Below are 21,540 nucleotides of genomic sequence, written 5' to 3' on the forward strand. Positions count from 1 at the left end.
CAACACCAGCGCCGAAAGAAGAGACTCCAGCAACACCAGAGCCAAAAGCGGAAGAGCCATCGACACCGGCACCGAAAGAAGAGACTCCAGCAACACCAGCGCCAAAAGCGGAAGAGCCAGTAACTCCAGAACCGAAAACTGAAGAAGAAAAGTTATTAGAGGAAACTAAACAGGATAGCATAAGAGAAAATATTGATGCAGTTGTTAATATTAAACTAGCGGAAATTGAAAAGATTGAAAATCCAGATGAAAAAGAAAAATTAAAAGAAAAATTATATGAGTTAAGAAAGAATGCAGTAGATGACATTAAAAATGCTAAAGATGAAGAAGAGGCATTAATACTTACAGAAAAACATCAAAATATAATTAATTCTCTTGAAATATCTGGTGAAAAATATACAAAACCAAATTTTGATAAAGATAATTTATCAAATGGACGTAATGATGGAACTACGATTGAAGGTGGTAGTACAGCAATAGGACATGGTTCAGGAGAAGCACCTTCAGGAGCAACGCAACCAGCCTCAGCAGAAGGGACAGATAACTCATCAGCACCAACAGCACAACCACAACCAGAAACAACATCATCAGGGACTTCAAGTTTTAGAAATGCTCCATCAGTTCAAGCAAGAGCAAGAAGAGTAGCACGTTCAACATCAGAACCAGATGGAACTGTAAATATTAGCTATAACTTCGCTGGAATGCCAGATATTCATGGTTTCCTATCTGACCCAGGAGAAGATAACACTGTTACAATTCCTGCTGGAACGAGTGAAGCACAGGCAAAAGAATTAGTAAAAGAAAAAATTCAAGCCAAGATAAAAGACCTAGCTGCTAGAGGGTATTATGTGAAAAATGACATTATTTTTGAACAAGATACTACTGTGAAAAATTATAACTACGTTGTCACATTCACTAAGGAGGCTACAGGAACTTCAGGTTTCAGAATGGCTCCAGCAGTTCAACCACGCGCTAGCAGAAATCGTAGAAGTCTAGAACAGCCAGCTCCTCAAAAGGTCAAAGTAAATGTATTTTATAACTTTGATAAAATGAAAGATATTGCAGGTTTTCTGGGAGATATCAATGGAACTCCTCTTGAAATCGCGGAAGGTTCAACAGATGATCAAGTAAAAGCAGCAGTCAAGAACCAAGTTGATGCCAAGAAAGAGGAATTACGTAAACGTGGTTATACTGTTAAAGAAGACTATCTCTCTAAAAATAATGGAAAAGATTATAACTACGTTGTCACATTCACTAAGGAGGCTACAGGAACTTCAGGTTTCAGAATGGCTCCAGCAGTTCAACCGCGCGCTAGCAGAAATCGTAGAAGTCTAGAACAGCCAGCTCCTCAAAAGGTCAAAGTAAATGTATTTTATAACTTTGATAAAATGAAAGATATTGCAGGTTTCCTAGGAGATATCAATGGAACTTCTCTTGAAATCGCGGAGGGTTTATCAACTGAACAGGTGAAAGCAGCGGTCAAGAGCCAAGTTGATGCTAAGAAAGAAGAGTTGAGCAAACGTGGCTATACTTTCAAAGAGGACTATGTCTATCAAGCTAATGGGAAAGATTATAACTACGTTGTAACATTTTCAAAAGCAACTAAATAATTTTCATTCCATAGGGAGTGAAATGTGAGCAGAGAGAGCGATAGGCTCTCTTTGTTTTATCTAGTAGCAAGTTTCTTAAAGACAAAAGGCCAATAAGAGATTATAATAAATAGAGTAGGTATTTATTCTAAGAAAAATAAAAAAAGAGAGCAGTTAAAGTATGAAAATTTTAATTGTAGAAGATGAAGAGATGATCCGTGAGGGGGTCAGTGACTATTTGACGGATTGCGGTTACGAAACTATTGAGGCGGCAGACGGTCAAGAAGCCTTAGAAAAATTTTCCAACTATGAAGTAGCCTTGGTTTTACTGGATATCCAGATGCCCAAGCTCAATGGTCTAGAAGTCCTATCTGAGATTCGTAAAATCAGTCAGGTTCCTGTCTTGATGCTGACCGCTTTTCAGGATGAGGAATACAAGATGAGTGCTTTTGCTTCTCTGGCAGATGGCTATCTGGAAAAACCTTTTTCTCTGTCCCTCTTAAAAGTGAGGGTAGACGCGATTTTCAAGCGCTATTATGATACGGGACGAATCTTCTCCTATAAGGATACCAAGGTGGACTTTGAGAGCTACAGTGCCAGCCTAGCAGGTCAAGAAGTGGCTGTTAATGCTAAAGAGTTGGAAATTTTGGACTATCTGGTGAAAAATGAAGGAAGGGCATTGACTCGATCTCAGATAATCGATGCCGTATGGAAAGCGACAGATGAGGTTCCCTTTGACCGTGTCATTGATGTTTATATCAAGGAACTGCGGAAAAAGCTAGACTTGGATTGCATCCTCACTGTGCGCAATGTTGGTTATAAATTGGAGCGAAAATGAAACGAACAGGTTTATTTACAAAGATATTTATCTATACCTTCTCGATATTTAGTGTTCTGGTTATCTGCCTTCATTTGGCTATTTATTTTCTTTTTCCTTCGACTTATCTGAGTCATCGTCAGGAAACCATTGGTCAGAAAGCGACAGCCATTGCCCAGTCCCTAGAAGGTAAGGATAGGCAGAATATCGAGCAAGTCTTAGACTTGTATTCTCAGACTAGTGATATCAAGGGGACCGTCAAGGGCGAGATGACCGAGGACAAGTTAGAAGTAAAGGACAGCCTTCCTCTGGATACAGATCGCCAGACAACCTCTCTTTTTATCGAGGAGCGCGAGGTGAAAACGCAGGACGGTGGTACCATGACTCTCCAGTTTTTAGCGTCCATGGATTTGCAAAAGGAAGCAGAGCAAATCAGTCTCCAGTTTCTTCCCTATACCTTGCTGGCATCCTTTCTGATTTCCCTTTTGGTAGCCTATATCTATGCTCGGACCATTGTTGCCCCGATTTTGGAAATCAAGCGAGTAACTCGTAGAATGATGGAACTGGATGCCCAAGTGCGATTGCACGTGGATTCTAGGGATGAGATTGGTGATCTCAAGGAACAAATCAATAGCCTCTACCAGCATCTTTTGACTGTCATTGCGGACTTGCATGACAAGAATGAAGCTATTCTCCAGCTGGAAAAGATGAAGGTCGAATTCCTACGAGGGGCTTCCCATGAACTGAAAACACCCTTAGCTAGTTTGAAAATCCTGATTGAAAACATGAAAGAAAATATCGGTCGTTATAAGGATAGAGACCGCTATCTGGGAGTAGCCTTAGGAATTGTGGATGAGCTCAATCACCACGTTCTCCAGATACTTTCTCTCTCTTCTGTGCAGGAATTGCGAGATGATAGGGAAATAATAGATCTCCTCCAGATGACGCAAAGTCTAGTTCAAGATTATTCTTTGCTAGCAAAGGAGAGAGAACTTCAGATTGACAATAGTTTGAACCACCAGCAGGCTTATCTAAATCCATCTGTGATGAAATTAATCCTGTCTAATCTCATCAGCAATGCTATCAAGCACTCCATTCCAGGCGGCTTGGTCCGCATCGGAGAGAGAGAAGGGGAACTTTTTATCGAGAATAGCTGTAGTCCTGAAGAACAAGAAAAACTGGCTCAGTCTTTTTCTGATAATGCTAGTCGCAAGGCCAAGGGTTCTGGGATGGGGCTCTTTGTGGTCAAAAGTCTATTAGAACATGAAAAATTACCTTATCGTTTTGAGATGCAGGAGAATCGTTTGACTTTCTTTATAGCTTTTCCAAAAGTCGCTCAAGACTAGGGATGGAAAGGGTTTACATAGATGAAGCTAGAAGAAATTCAATCGAAACTGCGGGAAAAACTAGATTTTTTTGTCAAAAAGTGATAAAATGAACAATGTAAATGGGATGACCCATAAAAATATACAGGAGGCCTGATAAAATGGCAATCGTTTCAGCAGAAAAATTTGTCCAAGCAGCTCGTGACAACGGTTATGCAGTTGGTGGATTTAACACAAACAACCTTGAGTGGACTCAAGCTATCTTGCGCGCAGCAGAAGCTAAAAAAGCTCCAGTTTTGATCCAAACTTCAATGGGTGCTGCTAAATACATGGGTGGTTACAAAGTTGCTCGCAACTTGATCGCTAACCTTGTTGAATCAATGGGTATCACTGTACCAGTAGCTATCCACCTTGACCACGGTCACTACGAAGATGCACTTGAGTGTATCGAAGTTGGTTACACTTCAATCATGTTTGACGGTTCACACCTTCCAGTTGAAGAAAACCTTAAATTGGCTAAAGAAGTTGTTGAAAAAGCACACGCTAAAGGTATCTCAGTAGAAGCTGAAGTTGGTACTATCGGTGGTGAAGAAGACGGAATCATCGGTAAAGGTGAATTGGCTCCAATCGAAGACGCTAAAGCAATGGTTGCAACTGGTATTGACTTCTTGGCAGCTGGTATCGGTAACATCCACGGTCCTTACCCAGCAAACTGGGAAGGTCTTGACCTTGACCACTTGCAAAAATTGACAGAAGCTCTTCCAGGATTCCCAATCGTATTGCACGGTGGATCAGGTATTCCTGATGAGCAAATCCAAGCAGCTATCAAACTTGGTGTTGCGAAAGTTAACGTTAACACTGAATGCCAAATCGCATTCGCTAACGCAACTCGTAAATTTGCTCGTGACTACGAAGCAAACGAAGCAGAATACGACAAGAAAAAACTCTTCGACCCACGTAAATTCTTGGCTGACGGTGTAAAAGCTATCCAAGCATCAGTTGAAGAACGTATCGACGTATTCGGTTCAGAAGGTAAAGCTTAATCTGGTTGAACAATACAGATGAAACCTACCCATTGGGTGGGTTTTTTGGTGTGGGAATATATTGTAGAAGAACCAATCTTAAGTTGCTAAAAGATTCTATTTTTTGTACAATAATGCTATGAAAAAACTAAAACAATGTAGTCTTGCCTTTCTTAGTTTCATTCTTTTGTTTCTAGCGGCTACATTCATCTTTCACCGTATCAGTTTGGAAAAAGAACAAGCCTCACTGACACCTATGGGACAACAAGTTCTCGTCGATGGACATCAAATAAATGTTTACGTTGAAGGGAATGGTCCTGAGACTATAGTAGTTCTCTCAGGTGCTAGTATTGCTTCTCCTATATTGGACTTTAAAGAAGTATCGGAATCCTTATCGAAACGGTATAAGGTAGTCATCGTGGAGCGAGCAGGATATGGTTATAGTGATGATAACAATCATTCAAGAGATGTGATGGAGGTTTTGTCTGAGACACGTCAAGCTCTTTCACAAGCAAATGTCAAAGGTCCTTTTATCATTTTGTCTCATTCCATGGCTAGTCTTGAGAGTTTAGCTTGGCAGGAAAAATATCCTGATGAAGTGAAAACCTTGGTTGGGTTAGATTGGGCACTGCCATCTAGTTATGAGAATTTAAAGCAAAATCAGGCCTTAATCACTGTGGCATTTTGGAGTAGCAAGATTGGCTTATTACGCTACTTCCCTGAGTCCTTTTATATAAAAAATCCAACTCTGATCGAAAGTGAACGAAAACAATATAAACTTCTAGCTTATAAGCAGTTGATGTCACAAGCTATGCTTCATGAATCCCAAACGGTAAAGGAAAATGCCAAGAAAGTTCCCTCAAGCATCAATCTGAAAATTCCCACCTTACTACTGGTGTCTAACGGTCAAGGCACTAATTTTGGTCAATCAGAATGGCAGCATTTTGCAGAGGAATTTGTGAGTGACCAGCCTAATGTGAAAGTCATATATATGGATGTACCACACGACCTTTATCATTATCAAAGCGATGCTATTGTTTCTCGCATTAAAGAATTTTTAGAGAATAATTGAGGGCTTAAAAATCCAATGAGACTGATGATAATAATTGAAAGGTAATGACTTATGAATAATTCTTATATTTTACTTAGACATGCTCAATCAAGATTTTCAAGTGATGATTTTAATAGAACTTTGTCAGAAAAAGGATTTTCATCTCTTGACCAGTTAGAGTTTTTGAATTCTTTTAATATTGATTATTATTTTTCTAGTCCTTATAAACGAGCATTTGAAACGATTAATAGTTCGCCAATTCAATTTGATAAAATAGTTCTTGATAATCGGTTACGAGAGCGAAAATTATCTTCAACCTTTATAAAAGATTCTGAGTTTGAAGACAGTATTAAATATTTATGGCAAAATCCCAGTGAATCTCTTTCAGAAGGGGAATCAAATCAAGATGCACTAGCTAGAGTACTAAATTTCTTAATGGAATTGGAAGAGAGATACTCAGAAAAAACGATTTTACTTAGTTCACACGGGAATTTGATAGGAATACTACTACATCACTTTGATTCCAGTTTTGATTATGAAAAATGGGAGCAGATGACCTTTCCAGATTGTTTTCTAATTGATAGAAATGGGATTGTGAAAAGAATTATGAAAGATTAGTTCTTTGATTAATAGTGAATCATATAGATCAAAATAGTTTGCTTTTTATAATTAGTAGCCTGCCCCTAAGTGCAGGTTTTTTGATGTTTTCAGAAAACTATTAAGCCATGATTTTTGATTAAAAATATCACTTTAAGAGAGAAATCTCAAATTTCATAAATTTTAGGCAAACGCTTGCATTCTGTTTTTTATTGGACTATAATAGGTTGGTATAAAGCCTTCTGTAATAATAGAATTGAGAAGGTGTAGAAAGTAAGGATTTAGAATATTTGTAGTCAAAAGACAATGTTGCTATTCCTTACATAGGGAGATAGATATGGCAATGATAGAAGTGGAACATCTTCAGAAAAATTTTGTGAAGACTGTTAAGGAACCGGGCTTGAAGGGGGCTTTGCGCTCCTTTATTCATCCTGAAAAGCAGACCTTTGAAGCGGTCAAGGATTTGACCTTTGAGGTCCCAAAAGGACAAATTTTAGGATTTATCGGGGCCAATGGTGCTGGGAAGTCGACAACCATTAAAATGCTGACTGGGATTTTGAAACCGACATCTGGTTTTTGTCGGATTAACGGCAAGATTCCTCAGGATAATCGTCAAGATTATGTCAAGGATATTGGAGTGGTTTTTGGACAACGCACCCAGCTATGGTGGGATTTGGCCCTGCAAGAGACCTACACGGTTTTAAAAGAGATTTATGATGTGCCAGACTCGCTCTTTCATAAGCGCATGGACTTTTTGAATGAAGTCTTGGATTTGAAGGACTTTATCAAGGATCCTGTGAGAACTCTTTCGCTGGGACAACGGATGCGGGCGGATATTGCAGCTTCCTTGCTTCACAATCCTAAAGTTCTCTTTTTAGATGAACCGACCATTGGTTTGGACGTTTCGGTCAAGGACAATATTCGTCGAGCTATCACCCAAATCAATCAAGAGGAAGAAACAACCATTCTCTTGACAACTCATGACCTGAGCGATATTGAGCAACTCTGTGATCGGATCTTTATGATTGATAAGGGGCAGGAGATTTTTGATGGAACGGTGAGCCAACTCAAGGAGACCTTTGGCAAGATGAAGACTCTCTCCTTTGAACTGCTACCAGGTCAAAGTCATCTCGCTTCTCACTATGAAGGCCTGCCTGATATGAGCATTGATAGACAAGGAAATAGCCTCAACATTGAATTCGATAGTTCACGCTACCAGTCAGCTGACATTATCAAGCAAACCCTGTCTGATTTTGAAATCCGCGACTTGAAGATGATGGATACGGATATCGAGGACATTATACGTCGCTTCTACCGAAAGGAGCTCTAAGATGGCCAAATTGTGGAGACGTTATAAACCCTTTATTAATGCAGGGATTCAGGAGCTGATTACCTATCGAGTCAACTTTATTCTCTATCGGATTGGCGATGTCATGGGTGCTTTTGTGGCTTTTTATCTCTGGAAGGCTGTATTTGATTCTTCGCAAGAGTCCTTGATTCAGGGCTTTAGTATGGCAGATATCACCCTCTACATCATTATGAGTTTTGTGACCAATCTTCTGACTAGATCCGATTCGTCCTTTATGATTGGGGAGGAGGTCAAGGATGGCTCTATTATCATGCGCTTGTTGAGACCAGTGCATTTTGCAGCCTCCTATCTTTTCACTGAGCTTGGTTCCAAGTGGTTGATTTTTATCAGCGTTGGACTGCCATTTTTAAGTGTCATTGTTTTGATGAAAATCGTATCTGGGCAAGGGATGGTAGAAGTGCTGGGATTAACTGTCCTTTATCTTTTTAGCTTAACGCTAGCCTACCTGATCAACTTTTTCTTTAATATCTGCTTTGGTTTTTCTGCCTTTGTATTTAAAAATCTTTGGGGTTCCAATCTACTCAAGACTTCCATAGTGGCCTTTATGTCTGGAAGTTTGATTCCCTTGGCTTTCTTTCCAAAGGTTGTTTCAGATATTCTGTCCTTCCTGCCTTTTTCATCCTTGATTTACACTCCGGTCATGATTATCGTTGGGAAATACGATACCAATCAGATTCTTCAGGCGCTCGCTTTGCAGTTTTTCTGGCTCTTAGTGATGGTGGGCTTGTCTCAGTTGATTTGGAAACGAGTCCAGTCCTTTATTACCATTCAAGGAGGTTAGTATGAAAAAATATCAACGCATGCATCTGATTTTTATCAGACAATACATCAAGCAAATCATGGAATACAAGGTGGATTTTGTAGTTGGTGTTCTGGGAGTATTTCTGACTCAAGGCTTGAATCTCTTGTTTCTTAATGTACTCTTTCAACACATCCCTTCGCTAGAAGGTTGGACCTTTCAAGAGATTGCCTTTATCTATGGATTTTCCTTAATTCCAAAGGGATTAGATCATCTCTTTTTTGACAATCTCTGGGCTTTAGGTCAACGACTAGTTCGAAAAGGGGAGTTTGACAAGTATCTGACTCGTCCTATCAATCCTCTCTTTCACATCCTCGTTGAGACCTTTCAGATTGATGCCTTGGGTGAACTTTTGGTCGGTGGAATCTTACTAGCGACAACGGTGACTAGCATTACTTGGACTCTTTCAAAATTCCTGATTTTCCTAGTCTGTATTCCTTTTGCGACCTTGATCTATACTTCCTTGAAAATAGCGACTGCCAGTATCGCTTTTTGGACCAAGCAGTCAGGAGCAATGATTTACATCTTCTATATGTTCAATGACTTTGCCAAGTACCCGATTTCGATTTACAATTCGCTCCTTCGATGGTTGATTAGCTTTATCGTGCCATTTGCCTTTACGGCCTATTATCCTGCTAGCTATTTCTTACAGGACAAGGATGTGTTCTTTAACATCGGAGGTTTGATGTTGATTTCCCTTGTCTTCTTTGTCATTTCCCTTAAACTTTGGGATAGGGGTTTAGATGCCTACGAAAGTGCGGGTTCTTAGCATAGATGTTATCAAAGCCTTGTCTCAGGACAGGCTTTTTTTAATAGAGATGAAAATTTCTTGACACCTATTCTCAGAGTGCTATACTGTATGTGTAATCGCCGATTTAGCTCAGTTGGTAGAGCAAGAGAGTCGTAAAGTCTAGGTCACAGGTGAACATATGACTGAGGATTTGAAAAGTTAGATATGTAGAAGATAACCGTTAAGTCTTATTCTTAGCGGTTATTTATATTGTTTAATAGCGCTGATATTTCATCAATGATATTTGACTTTGTGATGTTGCTAGTGCTTTAATTTGATTGCTACTATTTTTGATGGTGTGAATGTTCTGATAATGTACCCCAGCTAACTACGAAAGTTTTTGACTCTATATTTTTAATGTGTGTTAAAAAAAAAATTAATGCATGTTAATTTTTCTTGACTTAAATTTTTTTAATTGATATACTATTTTTCAGAGAGCTAACAATTATATATAAATGTACTACTCTATTTCCTAGATGATACTTAGTAAAACTTTTTATAACAAAGGCTAGCAAAGTTAAAGTTTTCTATCTATTGGAAGTTAAATAAATATGTAAGGAATTAAAATGAAAAAAAGTACAGTATTGTCATTAACCACAGCTGCAGTTATTTTAGCAGCATATGTCCCTAATGAGGTAATCCTAGCAGATACACCTAGTTCTGAAGATACTTTAAATATCTCTGATAAAGAAAAAGTAGTAGTAGAGAAGGAAACAGAGAATAAAGAGAGAGATGAAAATATTCATAATGCTATAGAAACTTCAAAGGATATTGAAGAGAAGAAAACAACGGTTATTGAGGAAAAAGAAGTTGTTAGTAAAGAATCTGTGATAGATAACAAAACTAGCAATGAAGAAAAAATCAAAGAAGAAAATTCCAATCAATCCCAAGAAGATAAAGCGGACTCGTCTGCAAGGAAAGACCCAGAAAGTCCCAAAAAAGAGGATAAACTTGTCTATATTGCTGAATTTAAAGATAAAGAATCTGGAGAAAAAGCAATCAAGGAATTATCAAATCTTAAGGATACAAAAGTTTTATATACTTATGATACGGTTTTTAATGGTGTTGCAATAGAAACAACTCCAGATAATCTGGACAAAATTAAACTAATAGAAGGTATTTCATCGATTGAACGATCACAAAAAGTCCAACCAATGATGAATCATGCTAGAAAGGAAATTGGAGTTGAAGAGGCAATTGATTACCTAAAGTCTATCAATGCTCCATTTGGTAAAAATTTTGATGGTCGGGGTATGGTCATTTCAAATATCGATACCGGGACAGATTATAGGCATAAGGCCATGAGGATTGATGATGATGCTAAAGGCTCAATGAGATTCAAAAAAGAAGACTTAAAAGGTACTGATAAAAATTTCTGGTTGAGTGATAAAATCCCTCATGCTTTCAATTATTATAATGGTGGTAAAATTACTGTAGAAAAAGCTGATGATGGAAGCGATTATTTTGATCCACATGGGATGCATATTGCAGGGATTCTTGCGGGAAATGATACTGAAAAAGATATTAAAAACTTTAACGGAATAGATGGAATTGCTCCTAATGCACAGATCTTCTCTTATAAAATGTACTCTGACGCAGGATCTGGCTTCGCAGGAGATGAAACAATGTTTCATGCTATTGAAGATTCCATCAAACACAACGTTGATGTTGTTTCGGTATCATCTGGTTTTACAGGAACAGGTCTTGTAGGTGAGAAATATTGGGAAGCTATTAGAGCGTTAAGAAAAGCAGGCATTCCAATGGTTGTAGCTACGGGTAACTATGCGACTTCTGCTTCAAGTTCTTCATGGGATTTAGTAGCAAATAATAATCTGAAAATGACCGACACTGGAAATGTAACGCGAACTGCAGCACATGAAGATGCGATAGCGGTCGCATCTGCTAAAAATCAAACAGTTGAGTTTGATAAAGTCAACATAGGTGGAGAAAGTTTTAAATACAGAAATATAGGGGCCTTTTTCGATAAGAATAAAATCACAACAAATGAAGATGGTTCAAAAGCTCCTGATAAATTGAAATTTGTATATATAGGCAAAGGTCAAGATCAAGATTTGATAGGATTGGATCTTAAGGGCAAAATTGCAGTAATGGATAGAATTTATACCAAGGATTTAAAAGATGCTTTTAAAAGAGCTACGGATAAGGGCGCACGTGGCATTATGGTTGTAAATACTGTCAATTACTACAATAGAGATAATTGGACAGAGCTTCCAGCTATGGGATATGAGGAGGATGAAGGAACTACTAGTCAAGTATTTTCAATTTCAGGAGATGATGGTGTAAAGCTATGGAACATGATTAGTCCTGATAAAAAAACTGAAGTTAAAAGAAATAATAAGGAAGATTTCAAAGATAAATTGGAGCAATACTATCCAATCGATATGGCAAGCTATAATTCTAATAAACCGAATGTAGGTGACGAAAAAGAGATTGACTTTAAGTTTGCACCTGACACAGACAAAGAATTGTATAAAGAAGATGTCATAGTTCCAGCAGGATCTACATCTTGGGGACCGAGAACAGATTTGCTTTTAAAGCCTGATGTCTCAGCGCCAGGTAAAAATATTAAATCCACTCTCAATGTCATTAATGGGAAATCAACTTATGGCTATATGTCAGGAACTAGTATGGCAACTCCAATCGTGGCAGCTTCTACTGTTTTGATCAGACCAAAGTTAAAGGAAATGCTTGAAAGACCTGTATTGAAAAATCTTGAGGGAGATGACAAAATAGACCTTACGAGTCTTACAAAAATAGCCCTACAAAATACTGCAAGACCTATGATGGATGCGACTTCTTGGAAAGAAAAAAGCCAATACTTTGCATCACCTAGACAGCAGGGAGCAGGTCTAATTAATGTGGCCAATGCTTTGAGAAATGAAGTCGTAGCGACTTTCAAAAACAAGGATTCTAAAGGTTTGGTAAACTCTTATGGTTCTATTTCTCTTAAAGAAATAAAAGGAGATAAAAAATACTTTACAATTAAGCTTCACAATACATCAAACAGACCTTTGACCTTTAAAGTTTCAGCATCAGCTATAACTACAGATTCTCTAACTGATAGACTAAAACTGGATGAAACATATAAAGACGAAAAATCCCCAGATGGGAAGCAAATTGTTCCAGAAATTCACCCAGAAAAAATCAAAGGAGCAAATATCACATTTGAGCATGACACTTTCACTATAAGCCCAAACTCTAGCTTTGATTTAAATGCGGTTATAAACGTTGGAGAGGCTAAAAATAAAAATAAATTTGTAGAATCATTTATTCATTTTGAGTCAGTGGAAGAAATGGAAGCTCTAAACTCCAACGGGAAGAAAACAAATTTCCAACCTTCTTTATCGATGCCTCTAATGGGATTTGCTGGGGATTGGAATAAAGAACCAATCCTTGATAAATGGGCCTGGGAAGAAGGATCAAAATCAAAAACAATGGAAGGTTATGATGATGATGGTAAACCAAAAATTCCAGGAACCTTAAATAAGGGAATTGGTGGAGAACATGGTATAGATAAATTTAACCCAGCAGGAGTTATACAAAATAGAAAAGATAAAAATACAACATCTCTAGATCAAAATCCAGAATTATTTGCTTTCAATAACGAAGGGATCAACGCACCATCATCAAGTGGTTCTAACATTGCTAAAATTTATCCTTTAGATTCAAATGGAAATCCTCAAGATGCTCAACTTGAGAGAGGATTAACACCTTCTCCACTTGTATTAAGAAGTGCAGAAGAAGGAATGATTTCAATAGTAAATACAAATAAAGAGGGAGAAAATCAAATAGACTTAAAAGTCATTTCGAGAGAACACTTTATTAAAGGAATTTTAAACTCTAAGAGAAATGATGCAAAGGGAATCAAATCTTCTAAACTAAAAGTTTGGGGTGATTTGAAGTGGGATGGACTCATCTATAACCCTAGAGGTCGAGAAGAAAATGCACCAGAAAGTAAGGATAACCAAGATCCTGCTACTAAGATAAGAGGTCAATTTGAACCGATTGCGGAAGGTCAATATTTCTATAAATTTAAATATAGATTAACTAAAGATTATCCATGGCAGGTTTCCTATATTCCTGTAAAAATTGATAACACAGCCCCTAAGATTGTTTCGGTTGATTTTTCAAATCCTGAAAAAATTAAGTTGATTACAAAGGATACTTATCATAAGGTAAAAGATCAGTATAAGAATGAAACGCTATTTGCGAGAGATCAAAAAGAACATCCTGAAAAATTTGACGAGATTGCAAACGAAGTTTGGTATGCTGGCGCCGCTCTTGTTAATGAAGATGGAGAGGTTGAGAAAAATCTTGAAGTAACTTATGCAGGTGAGGGTCAAGGAAGAAATAGAAAACTTGACAAAGACGGAAATACCATTTATGAAATTAATGGTGCAGGAGATTTAAGAGGAAAAATCATTGAAGTCATTGCATTAGATGGCTCTAGCAATTTCACAAAGATTCATAGAATTAAATTTGATGATCATGCTGATGAAAAGGGGATGATTTCCTACTATCTAGTAGATCCTGATCAAGATTCATCTAACTACCAAAAGCTTGGCGAGATTGCCGAATCTAAATTTAAAAATTTAGAAAATAGAAAAGAGGATAGTCTTAAAAAAGATACAACTGAGGAAGAAAATCATCAAGACAATGAAGAGTCTATCGAAGAAAAATCTAGCTTGACTATTCATAAAACTATTTCAACAATTAGAGATTTTGAAAGCAAAGACTTAAAGAAACTCATTAAAAAGAAATTTAGAGAAGTTGATGACTTTACAAGTGAAACTGGTAAGAGAACAGAGGAATACGATTATAAATACGATGATAAGGGAAATATCATTGCTTATGACGATGGTAGCGCCTTAGAATATGAAACTGAAAAACTTGACGAAATCAAATCAAAAATTTATGGTGTTCTAAGCCCGTCTAAAGATGGACACTTTGAAATTCTTGGAAAAATCAGTAATGTTTCTAAAAATGCCAAGGTATATTATGGCAATAACTATAAATCTATAGAAATCAAAACGACTAAGTATGATTCCCACTCAAAAACGATGACATTTGATTTATACGCTAATATTAATGATATTGTGGATGGATTAGCTTTTGCAGGAGATATGAGATTCTTTGTTAAAGATGATGATCAGATAAAAGCTGAAACTAAAATTAGAATGCCTGATAAAAATAAGGAAACTAAAGCAGAATATCCGTATGCATCAAGTTATGGGAATGTAATAGAATTAGGAGAAGGAGATCTTTCAAAAAACAAACCAAACAATTTAACGGAAATGGAATCTGGTAAAATCTATTCTGATTCAGAAAAACAACAATATCTGTTAAAAGACAACATCATTCTAAGAAAAGGCTATGCACTAAAAGTGACTACCTATAATCCTGGAAAAACGGATATGTTAGAAGGAAATGGAGTCTATAGCAAGGAAGATATAGCAAAAATACAAAAGACCAATCCTAATCTAAGAGTCCTTTCAGAAAAAATAATTTATACTGATAGTAGAAATGTTGAAGATGGAAGAAGTACTCAAGCTGTATTAATGTCGGCTTTGGACGGCTTTAACATTGTAAGATATCAAGTGTTTACCTTTAAAATGAATGATAAAGGGGAGGCAATCGATAAAGATGGAAATCTTGTAACAGATCCTTCTAAACTTGTATTATTTGGTAAGGATGGTAAAGAGTACACTGGGGAGGATAAATCCAATATAGAAGCTATAAAAGAAGATGGTTCTACGTTATTTATTGATGCAAAACCAGTAAACCTTTCAATGGACAAGAACTACTTTAATCCATCTAAATCTAATAAAATTTATGTACGAAATCCAGAATTTTATTTAAGAGGTAAGATTTCTGATAAGGGTGGTTTTAACTGGGAGTTGAGAGTTAATGAATCGGTTGTAGATAATTATTTAATCTACGGAGATTTACACATTGATAACACTAGAGATTTTAACATTAAGCTTAATGTTAAAGACGGTGACATCATGGACTGGGGAATGAAAGACTATAAAGCAAACGGATTCCCAGATAAGGTAACAGATATGGATGGAAATGTTTATCTTCAAACTGGCTATAGCGATTTGAATGCGAAAGCGGTTGGAGTACACTATCAATTTTTATATGATAATGTTAAACCAGAAGTAAACATTGATCCTAAGGGAAATACTAGTATTGAATATGCTGATGGAAAATCTGTAGTCTTTAACATCAATGATAAAAGAAATAATGGATTCGATGGTGAGATTCAAGACAAACATATTTATGTAAATGGAAAAGAATACAAATCATTTGATGATATTAAACAACTAACAGATAAGACACTAAACATTAAGATTCTTGTAAAAGATTTTGCAAGAAATACAACTGTAAAAGAATTCATTTTAAACAAAGATACGGGAGAGGTGAGCGAACTAAAACCTCAGATGGTAACTGTGACCATTCAAAATGGAAAAGAAATGAGTTCAACGATAGTGTCGGAAGAAGATTTCATTTTACCTGTCTATAAGGGTGAATTAGAAAAAGGCTATCAATTTGATGGCTGGGAAATTTCTGGTGTCGAAGGGAAAAAAGATGCAGGTTATGTTATTAATGTGTCAAAAGATACCCTTATAAAACCTCTATTCAAGAAAATAGAGGAGAAAAAGGAGGAGGAAAATAAACCTACTTTTGATGAATCGAAAAAGAAAGATAACAAACAGGTAAGCCATAGCCAATTAAATCAAAGTCATAGAAAAGAGGACTTACAAAGAGCAAATCATTCACACAAATCTGATTCAACTAAGGATGTCACAGCTACAGTTCCTGTACAAGTAAATTATAGTCAATTAGACGAAAGTCAAAAATCTGATTCAACTAAGGATGTTACAGCTACAGTTCCTGATAAAAATGATAAAAACTTTGAAAATAAGAAGGGAGTTTATCTTAATGAACCAGAGACTATAGCTAATAAACATACCAATATCGATAGTAAATCGGATACTAACAATTCTGATAGATTGCCAAAAACCGGAACAGTTAGAGAAGGTTTTACACCATTCATTGCTGGAATAATGTTTACTGTAGGTGTATTTCTTGGATTGAAGAAAAAAGATTAAGATGAAGACAAAAGCTATAGATGAAAAAATGGTTTATGTACTGAGATGAGATAATTTTAAGGAATTAAGTAGCGTTTGGTTGCTTAATTCCTTTTTATTTGGAAGATAGTTTTCCCCTGTTTCCTTATTTTATCTTAACTATTCAACCACTTAGACCGAGATAGAGACCAGATAGGCAACAGAGCTTGTTCTTGAAACTGGGCTCTGCTATAATGATTTGTGTAAAGGACGTGAGGGGGGCAGTATTAGACAACTCAAGTTCCTAAAAAAGAAATTGGAGATCAAAATGAAAAAATTATTGGGGATTGTATTTTTAGTAGCAGCAGCGATAGTATTGTATTTTGCTTCTGTTGGATGGCCAAGTTTGAATGTTAACCTTTGGTCATTGATTCCAGTAGGCTTGTTCCTCTTTTTCACTCTAGAGAATCTTTTGAAAAAAGACTACAAGGCTAGTCTGATGTGTTTGATTATTGCCTTTATTATTGCCAATGCAATTTTGGAACTTTTGCCAATTTCAAGTGGTTTGGTAATTGGAGCAGGTGTTCTAGCTTGCATTGGTATTGGATTTATCTTTCCTGATAAAGAAGGAAAATAATACTCTTCGAAAATCTCTTCAAACTAAGTCAGCTTCGCCTTGCCGTACTCGAGTACTGTCTGTGGCTAGCTTCCTAGTTTTCTTTTTGATTTTCATTGAGTATAAGAATTATTAAAAAAGATATAAAGAAAAAACACTTCAATCACTGTATTTAGTTTGATTGAGGTGTTTTCGATTTAGTTTTTTATTTCTGAGCCATCAATTCAACAATCATCTCGATATACATGACAAGGGTCACTAAGAATCCTGCACGCCAGAAGAATTTGATGAATTTAGGATAGTAAAAGCTGCGTTTTTTCAGAAGGAAGAAAAAAACGAGAATAATGGCTAGGAGTGAGAGGGCTAGGCCTAGTCTAGGGAGGAAATTATGGGTAAAGGTTTTAGCTGTGATTAGGTAATACTCAAATACCAAGACTGGAAAAGCCAAATCCGCAAAGTTTCGTCCTAGTTTTTTTAATCTAAAAAGTTTGGTTATGATAATGCAGACTACTAAAGTCAGTATCAATAATAAAATAGATGCTAATTTCATTAAAATCATATCCATATTGTATCATAAAAAATCGCTAATGGAAACGAGAAACAGAGGAATTTATAGGAAAGTCAGGCTTTTGAGATTGTGGGTGATTTTTGTTATAATGAAAGTTATGAAATCTTATAATACCTTGAATGATTATTATCGAAAACTCTTTGGAGAAAAGACCTTTAAAGTCCCTATTGATGCGGGGTTTGACTGTCCCAATCGTGATGGAACGGTGGCTCATGGAGGCTGTACTTTTTGTACGGTTTCAGGTTCTGGAGATGCTATCGTAGCACCGGATGCGCCTATCCGTGAGCAATTTTATAAGGAAATTGACTTTATGCATCGTAAGTGGCCAGATGTGCAGAAGTATCTGGTTTATTTTCAAAATTTTACCAACACCCATGAAAAGGTGGAAGTCATTCGAGAGCGCTATGAGCAGGCTATCAATGAGCCAGGTGTAGTAGGAATCAATATCGGAACGCGCCCAGACTGTCTACCAGACGAAACCATTGAATATTTGGCTGAGTTATCGGAGCGCATGCATGTGACGGTTGAATTGGGCTTGCAGACCACTTATGAGGCAACCTCTGATCTGATTAACCGTGCCCACTCCTATGAATTGTACGTGGAGACGGTCAAGCGTTTGAGAAAATATCCCAAGATTGAGATTGTTTCTCATTTGATCAACGGACTTCCTGGTGAAACCCATGAGATGATGATTGAAAATGTCCGCCGTTGTATCACGGATAACGATATTCAAGGGATTAAACTGCACTTGCTTCACCTGATGACCAATACTCGTATGCAACGGGACTACCACGAGGGACGTTTGCAACTGATGAGTCAGGACGAATATGTCAAGGTCATCTGTGACCAACTGGAAATCATTCCCAAGCATATTGTCATCCATCGAATCACAGGAGATGCACCTAGGGATATGCTGATTGGGCCTATGTGGAGCCTCAATAAGTGGGAAGTGCTCAACAGCATTGAGATGGAGATGCGACGTCGTGGAAGTATTCAAGGATGCAAGGCTGTAAAACAGGAGTTTGAAAATGAAAAGACCACTTGAGATGGCACATGATTTTTTGGCTGAGGTAGTGACAAAAGAGGATATCGTAGTGGATGCGACCATGGGAAATGGTCATGACACGCTTTTTCTAGCCAAGCTAGCTAAGCAAGTCTATGCCTTTGATATTCAGGAGCAAGCCTTGGAAAAGACCCAAGAGCGTTTGAACCAAGCAGGAATGACAAATGCCCAGTTAATCTTGCAAGGTCATGAGACACTGGACCAGTTTGTGACAGAAGCCAAGGCAGGGATTTTCAATCTGGGCTATCTGCCGTCAGCTGATAAGTCTGTCATCACCCAACCTCAGACAACGATTGAAGCATTAGAAAAGCTGTGTCATTTGCTTGTCAAAGGGGGACGGATTGCTATCATGATCTACTATGGTCATGAAGGAGGCGACCTCGAGAGGGATGCTGTCTTGGATTTTGTCAGTCAGTTGAACCAACAAGAGTACACAGCTGCTATTTACCGAACTTTAAACCAAGTCAACAACCCACCATTTTTAGTAATGATTGAAAAATTAGAGAGATATAGACATGGATAAACAATACCTACGTGAAAAGCTGGATGCCATGCGCCAGAATTTTGTTGAGTCAACCCACCACGAACGAGCGGTGGGAGTGCTAGACCAAGCACACATGAGCAAAAAAATGCTTAAAATCAAGAAAAAATTAGTTGCTCTTGAGATGGAACGGTGCCAGAGAAAAATTGAGCACAAAGATTGTTCCAAGATTGATCAAAAAATCAAAGAGCAGAAGGAGATATTTGAATCCTGTTGTAAAAAAAATTAAGGAGGAAGTCCGTGGAATTACTGATTTACCTTATCCTATTTTTACTGGTCTTGATTGTCTCAAGTACAACCAATAAGCTCCTGCCCTTTTTGCCTCTCCCTTTGGTGCAGATTCTTTTGGGAATCGTGATTGGTCTTTTTTTACCCAATACCGACTTTCACCTCAATACGGAGTTGTTTTTGGCACTGGTTATCGGGCCCTTGCTTTTCCGAGAGTCGGAGGAAGCAGATATTACGGCTATTTTAAAACACTGGCGAATCATTGTTTATCTCATATTTCCAGTGATTTTCATCTCGACCCTGAGTTTGGGTGGCTTGTCCCATCTTCTTTGGCTCAGTCTTCCCTTGGCGGCTTGCTTGGCTGTTGGGGCGGCACTTGGCCCTACGGACTTGGTAGCCTTTGCCTCTCTTTCGGAGCGGTTTAGCTTTCCTAAGCGCGTGTCCAATATCCTTAAGGGTGAAGGACTCTTGAATGATGCTTCTGGCTTGGTTGCCTTTCAGGTAGCCTTGACAGTTTGGACAACTGGGGCCTTTTCCCTTGGGCAAGCGAGTAGTTCGCTCATCTTTTCAATCCTAGGCGGTTTTTTGATTGGCTTTTTAACAGCCATGACCAACCGTTTCCTCCATAGTTTCTTACTTAGTGTACGAGCAACGGATATTGCCAGCGAACTTTTATTAGAATTGAGTTTGCCCTTGGTAACCTTCTTCCTGGCAGAAGAAGTCCACGTTTCAGGGATTATTGCCGTTGTAGTTGCTGGGATTTTAAAGGCAAGCCGTTTTAAGAAAATTACGCTCCTTGAAGCCCAGGTGGATACGGTGACCGAGACGGTCTGGCATACAGTGAATTTTATGCTAAACGGTTCTGTCTTTGTGATTTTAGGGATGGAGTTGGAAATGATAGCAGAACCTATCTTGACCAATCCAATCTATAATCCCTTACTTTTATTGGTATCTCTTATAGCCCTTACCTTTGTCCTCTTTGCCATTCGTTTTGTCATGATCTATGGATACTATGCCTATAGGACTCGACGCCTCAAAAAAAAGTTAAATAAGTATATGAAGGATATGCTTCTCTTGACCTTCTCAGGTGTCAAGGGAACAGTGTCGATTGCTACGATTCTTCTGATACCAAGTGATTTAGAACAGGAATATCCTCTCTTGCTATTCCTTGTCGCAGGTGTGACGCTTGTAAGCTTTTTAACAGGTCTCTTGGTCTTGCCTCATCTTTCTGATGAACAGGAAGAAAGCAAGGACCATCTCATGCATATCGCTATTTTGAATGAGGTAACGCTAGAGTTGGAAAAAGAGTTGGAAGACACCAGAAATAAACTTCCTCTCTATGCGGCTATTGACAATTATCATGGACGTATTGAAAATCTGATCCTGAGTCAAGAAAATAAGGGGGCTCAAGAAGACTGGGAGGCCTTGAAGCTTCTTATCCTCAGTATTGAAAGTGATGGTTTAGAACAAGCCTACGAAGAAGGAAAGATGAGTGAGCGTGCTTATCGAGTCTACCAACGTTATTTGAAAAGCATGGAACAAGGTATCAATCGCAAGTTTGCTTCACGATTGACCTATTATTTCCTTGTTTCCTTGCGGATTTTACGTTTTCTCCTCCACGAAGTCTTTACTCTTGGCAAGACATTCCGCAGTTGGAAAAATGAAGAATCACAGAAACTCAGAGCTCTTGACTATGATCAAATTGCAGAGCTCTATCTAGAAAATACAGAGATGATTATCGAAAGTTTGGAGAACCTAAAAGGGGTTTATAAGAGTTCTTTGATCAGCTTCATGCAGGATTCTCGTCTTCGTGAAACAGCTATTATCACTAGTGGTGCCTTTGTCGAACGGGTTATCAATCGTGTTAAACCAAACAATATCGATGAGATGCTGAGAGGTTATTATCTGGAGCGCAAGATGATTTTTGAATATGAAGAAAAACGGTTAATTACGACCAAATATGCTAAGAAGTTACGACAAAATGTCAATAACTTAGAGAACTATTCCTTGAAGGAAGCTGCCAATACCCTACCTTATGATATGATGGAATTGGTAAGAAGAAATTAATCAA

15 protein-coding genes and 1 pseudogene are annotated in these 21,540 nt (G+C 37.7%); 15 read left to right on the forward strand and 1 reads right to left on the reverse strand.

Annotated elements, in window-relative coordinates; genetic code table 11:
* The 11 genes and pseudogenes from NMM17_RS08475 to NMM17_RS08525 all read left to right on the forward strand — a co-directional run.
* Positions 1-1,610, forward strand: a pseudogene (locus tag NMM17_RS08475) (hypothetical protein); the annotation flags it as partial.
* A 160-nt stretch (positions 1,611-1,770) separates the two neighbouring features.
* Positions 1,771-2,427, forward strand: a complete 657-nt coding sequence (gene vncR / locus NMM17_RS08480; protein WP_254754241.1) for a response regulator transcription factor VncR — start codon at positions 1,771-1,773, stop codon at positions 2,425-2,427.
* Positions 2,424-3,752: a sensor histidine kinase VncS gene (vncS, locus tag NMM17_RS08485; protein WP_254754242.1), complete on the forward strand. Its 1,329-nt coding sequence runs from the start codon at positions 2,424-2,426 to the stop codon at positions 3,750-3,752. Before vncR ends, vncS begins: the two co-directional genes overlap by 4 nt.
* Before the next feature lie 140 nt (positions 3,753-3,892).
* Positions 3,893-4,774, forward strand: a complete 882-nt coding sequence (locus NMM17_RS08490; RefSeq protein WP_001018999.1) for a class II fructose-bisphosphate aldolase — start codon at positions 3,893-3,895, stop codon at positions 4,772-4,774.
* A 118-nt stretch (positions 4,775-4,892) separates the two neighbouring features.
* Complete coding sequence (locus tag NMM17_RS08495) at positions 4,893-5,825, forward strand: alpha/beta fold hydrolase (protein ID WP_254754243.1); 933 nt, start codon at positions 4,893-4,895, stop codon at positions 5,823-5,825.
* A 51-nt stretch (positions 5,826-5,876) separates the two neighbouring features.
* Positions 5,877-6,422: a histidine phosphatase family protein gene (locus tag NMM17_RS08500; protein ID WP_254754244.1), complete on the forward strand. Its 546-nt coding sequence runs from the start codon at positions 5,877-5,879 to the stop codon at positions 6,420-6,422.
* Positions 6,423-6,738: 316 nt separating this feature from the next.
* Positions 6,739-7,731, forward strand: coding sequence for an ATP-binding cassette domain-containing protein (locus NMM17_RS08505; protein WP_254754245.1), 993 nt, complete (start codon positions 6,739-6,741; stop codon positions 7,729-7,731).
* Between the two features lies 1 nt (position 7,732).
* Complete coding sequence (locus tag NMM17_RS08510) at positions 7,733-8,551, forward strand: ABC-2 family transporter protein (RefSeq protein WP_254754246.1); 819 nt, start codon at positions 7,733-7,735, stop codon at positions 8,549-8,551.
* Between the two features lies 1 nt (position 8,552).
* Positions 8,553-9,338: an ABC transporter permease gene (locus NMM17_RS08515; RefSeq protein WP_000760750.1), complete on the forward strand. Its 786-nt coding sequence runs from the start codon at positions 8,553-8,555 to the stop codon at positions 9,336-9,338.
* Between the two features lie 587 nt (positions 9,339-9,925).
* Complete coding sequence (locus NMM17_RS08520; RefSeq protein WP_254754247.1) at positions 9,926-16,495, forward strand: S8 family serine peptidase; 6,570 nt, start codon at positions 9,926-9,928, stop codon at positions 16,493-16,495.
* A gap of 286 nt (positions 16,496-16,781) precedes the next feature.
* The gene (locus tag NMM17_RS08525) at positions 16,782-17,090 is read left to right on the forward strand and encodes a hypothetical protein (RefSeq protein WP_254754248.1); all 309 of its coding nucleotides are present in this window, start codon (positions 16,782-16,784) and stop codon (positions 17,088-17,090) included.
* Positions 17,091-17,274: 184 nt separating this feature from the next.
* Here the strand turns inward: NMM17_RS08525 and NMM17_RS08530 are convergent, their stop codons facing one another.
* Positions 17,275-17,634: a DUF3397 family protein gene (locus tag NMM17_RS08530; protein ID WP_000367214.1), complete on the reverse strand. Its 360-nt coding sequence runs from the start codon at positions 17,632-17,634 to the stop codon at positions 17,275-17,277.
* Between the two features lie 91 nt (positions 17,635-17,725).
* Between NMM17_RS08530 and NMM17_RS08535 the strand changes: the two genes are divergently transcribed.
* Genes NMM17_RS08535 through NMM17_RS08550 form a run of 4 tightly spaced genes read left to right on the forward strand, consistent with a single transcriptional unit; the run spans position 17,726 to position 21,536 of the window.
* Positions 17,726-18,682 (forward strand): TIGR01212 family radical SAM protein, encoded by a 957-nt coding sequence (locus tag NMM17_RS08535; RefSeq protein WP_000867028.1) that lies wholly within the window; start codon positions 17,726-17,728, stop codon positions 18,680-18,682.
* Positions 18,666-19,223, forward strand: a complete 558-nt coding sequence (locus NMM17_RS08540; RefSeq protein ID WP_000828425.1) for a class I SAM-dependent methyltransferase — start codon at positions 18,666-18,668, stop codon at positions 19,221-19,223. The genes NMM17_RS08535 and NMM17_RS08540 overlap by 17 nt, the downstream gene beginning before the upstream one ends.
* Positions 19,216-19,470, forward strand: a complete 255-nt coding sequence (locus NMM17_RS08545; RefSeq protein WP_020902458.1) for a hypothetical protein — start codon at positions 19,216-19,218, stop codon at positions 19,468-19,470. The genes NMM17_RS08540 and NMM17_RS08545 overlap by 8 nt, the downstream gene beginning before the upstream one ends.
* 11 nt (positions 19,471-19,481) lie before the next feature.
* The gene (locus NMM17_RS08550; protein WP_254754249.1) at positions 19,482-21,536 is read left to right on the forward strand and encodes a sodium:proton antiporter; all 2,055 of its coding nucleotides are present in this window, start codon (positions 19,482-19,484) and stop codon (positions 21,534-21,536) included.
* Positions 21,537-21,540 lie beyond the last annotated feature (4 nt).

The sequence above is a fragment of the Streptococcus sp. CF7_Ac1-12 genome, from assembly GCF_024295905.1.
In the GTDB taxonomy this organism is placed as follows: Bacteria; Bacillota; Bacilli; order Lactobacillales; family Streptococcaceae; genus Streptococcus; species Streptococcus mitis_AP.

Coding starts and splice junctions, on each gene's coding strand:
- NMM17_RS08535 (WP_000867028.1), top strand. CDS start 17,726: ATGAAAGTTATGAAATCTTATAATACCTTGAATGATTATTATCGAAAA.
- NMM17_RS08490 (WP_001018999.1), top strand. CDS start 3,893: ATGGCAATCGTTTCAGCAGAAAAATTTGTCCAAGCAGCTCGTGACAAC.
- NMM17_RS08515 (WP_000760750.1), top strand. CDS start 8,553: ATGAAAAAATATCAACGCATGCATCTGATTTTTATCAGACAATACATC.
- vncS (WP_254754242.1), top strand. CDS start 2,424: ATGAAACGAACAGGTTTATTTACAAAGATATTTATCTATACCTTCTCG.
- NMM17_RS08530 (WP_000367214.1), bottom strand. CDS start 17,634: ATGGATATGATTTTAATGAAATTAGCATCTATTTTATTATTGATACTG.
- NMM17_RS08525 (WP_254754248.1), top strand. CDS start 16,782: ATGAAAAAATTATTGGGGATTGTATTTTTAGTAGCAGCAGCGATAGTA.
- NMM17_RS08505 (WP_254754245.1), top strand. CDS start 6,739: ATGGCAATGATAGAAGTGGAACATCTTCAGAAAAATTTTGTGAAGACT.
- vncR (WP_254754241.1), top strand. CDS start 1,771: ATGAAAATTTTAATTGTAGAAGATGAAGAGATGATCCGTGAGGGGGTC.
- NMM17_RS08520 (WP_254754247.1), top strand. CDS start 9,926: ATGAAAAAAAGTACAGTATTGTCATTAACCACAGCTGCAGTTATTTTA.
- NMM17_RS08510 (WP_254754246.1), top strand. CDS start 7,733: ATGGCCAAATTGTGGAGACGTTATAAACCCTTTATTAATGCAGGGATT.
- NMM17_RS08500 (WP_254754244.1), top strand. CDS start 5,877: ATGAATAATTCTTATATTTTACTTAGACATGCTCAATCAAGATTTTCA.
- NMM17_RS08495 (WP_254754243.1), top strand. CDS start 4,893: ATGAAAAAACTAAAACAATGTAGTCTTGCCTTTCTTAGTTTCATTCTT.
- NMM17_RS08545 (WP_020902458.1), top strand. CDS start 19,216: ATGGATAAACAATACCTACGTGAAAAGCTGGATGCCATGCGCCAGAAT.
- NMM17_RS08540 (WP_000828425.1), top strand. CDS start 18,666: ATGAAAAGACCACTTGAGATGGCACATGATTTTTTGGCTGAGGTAGTG.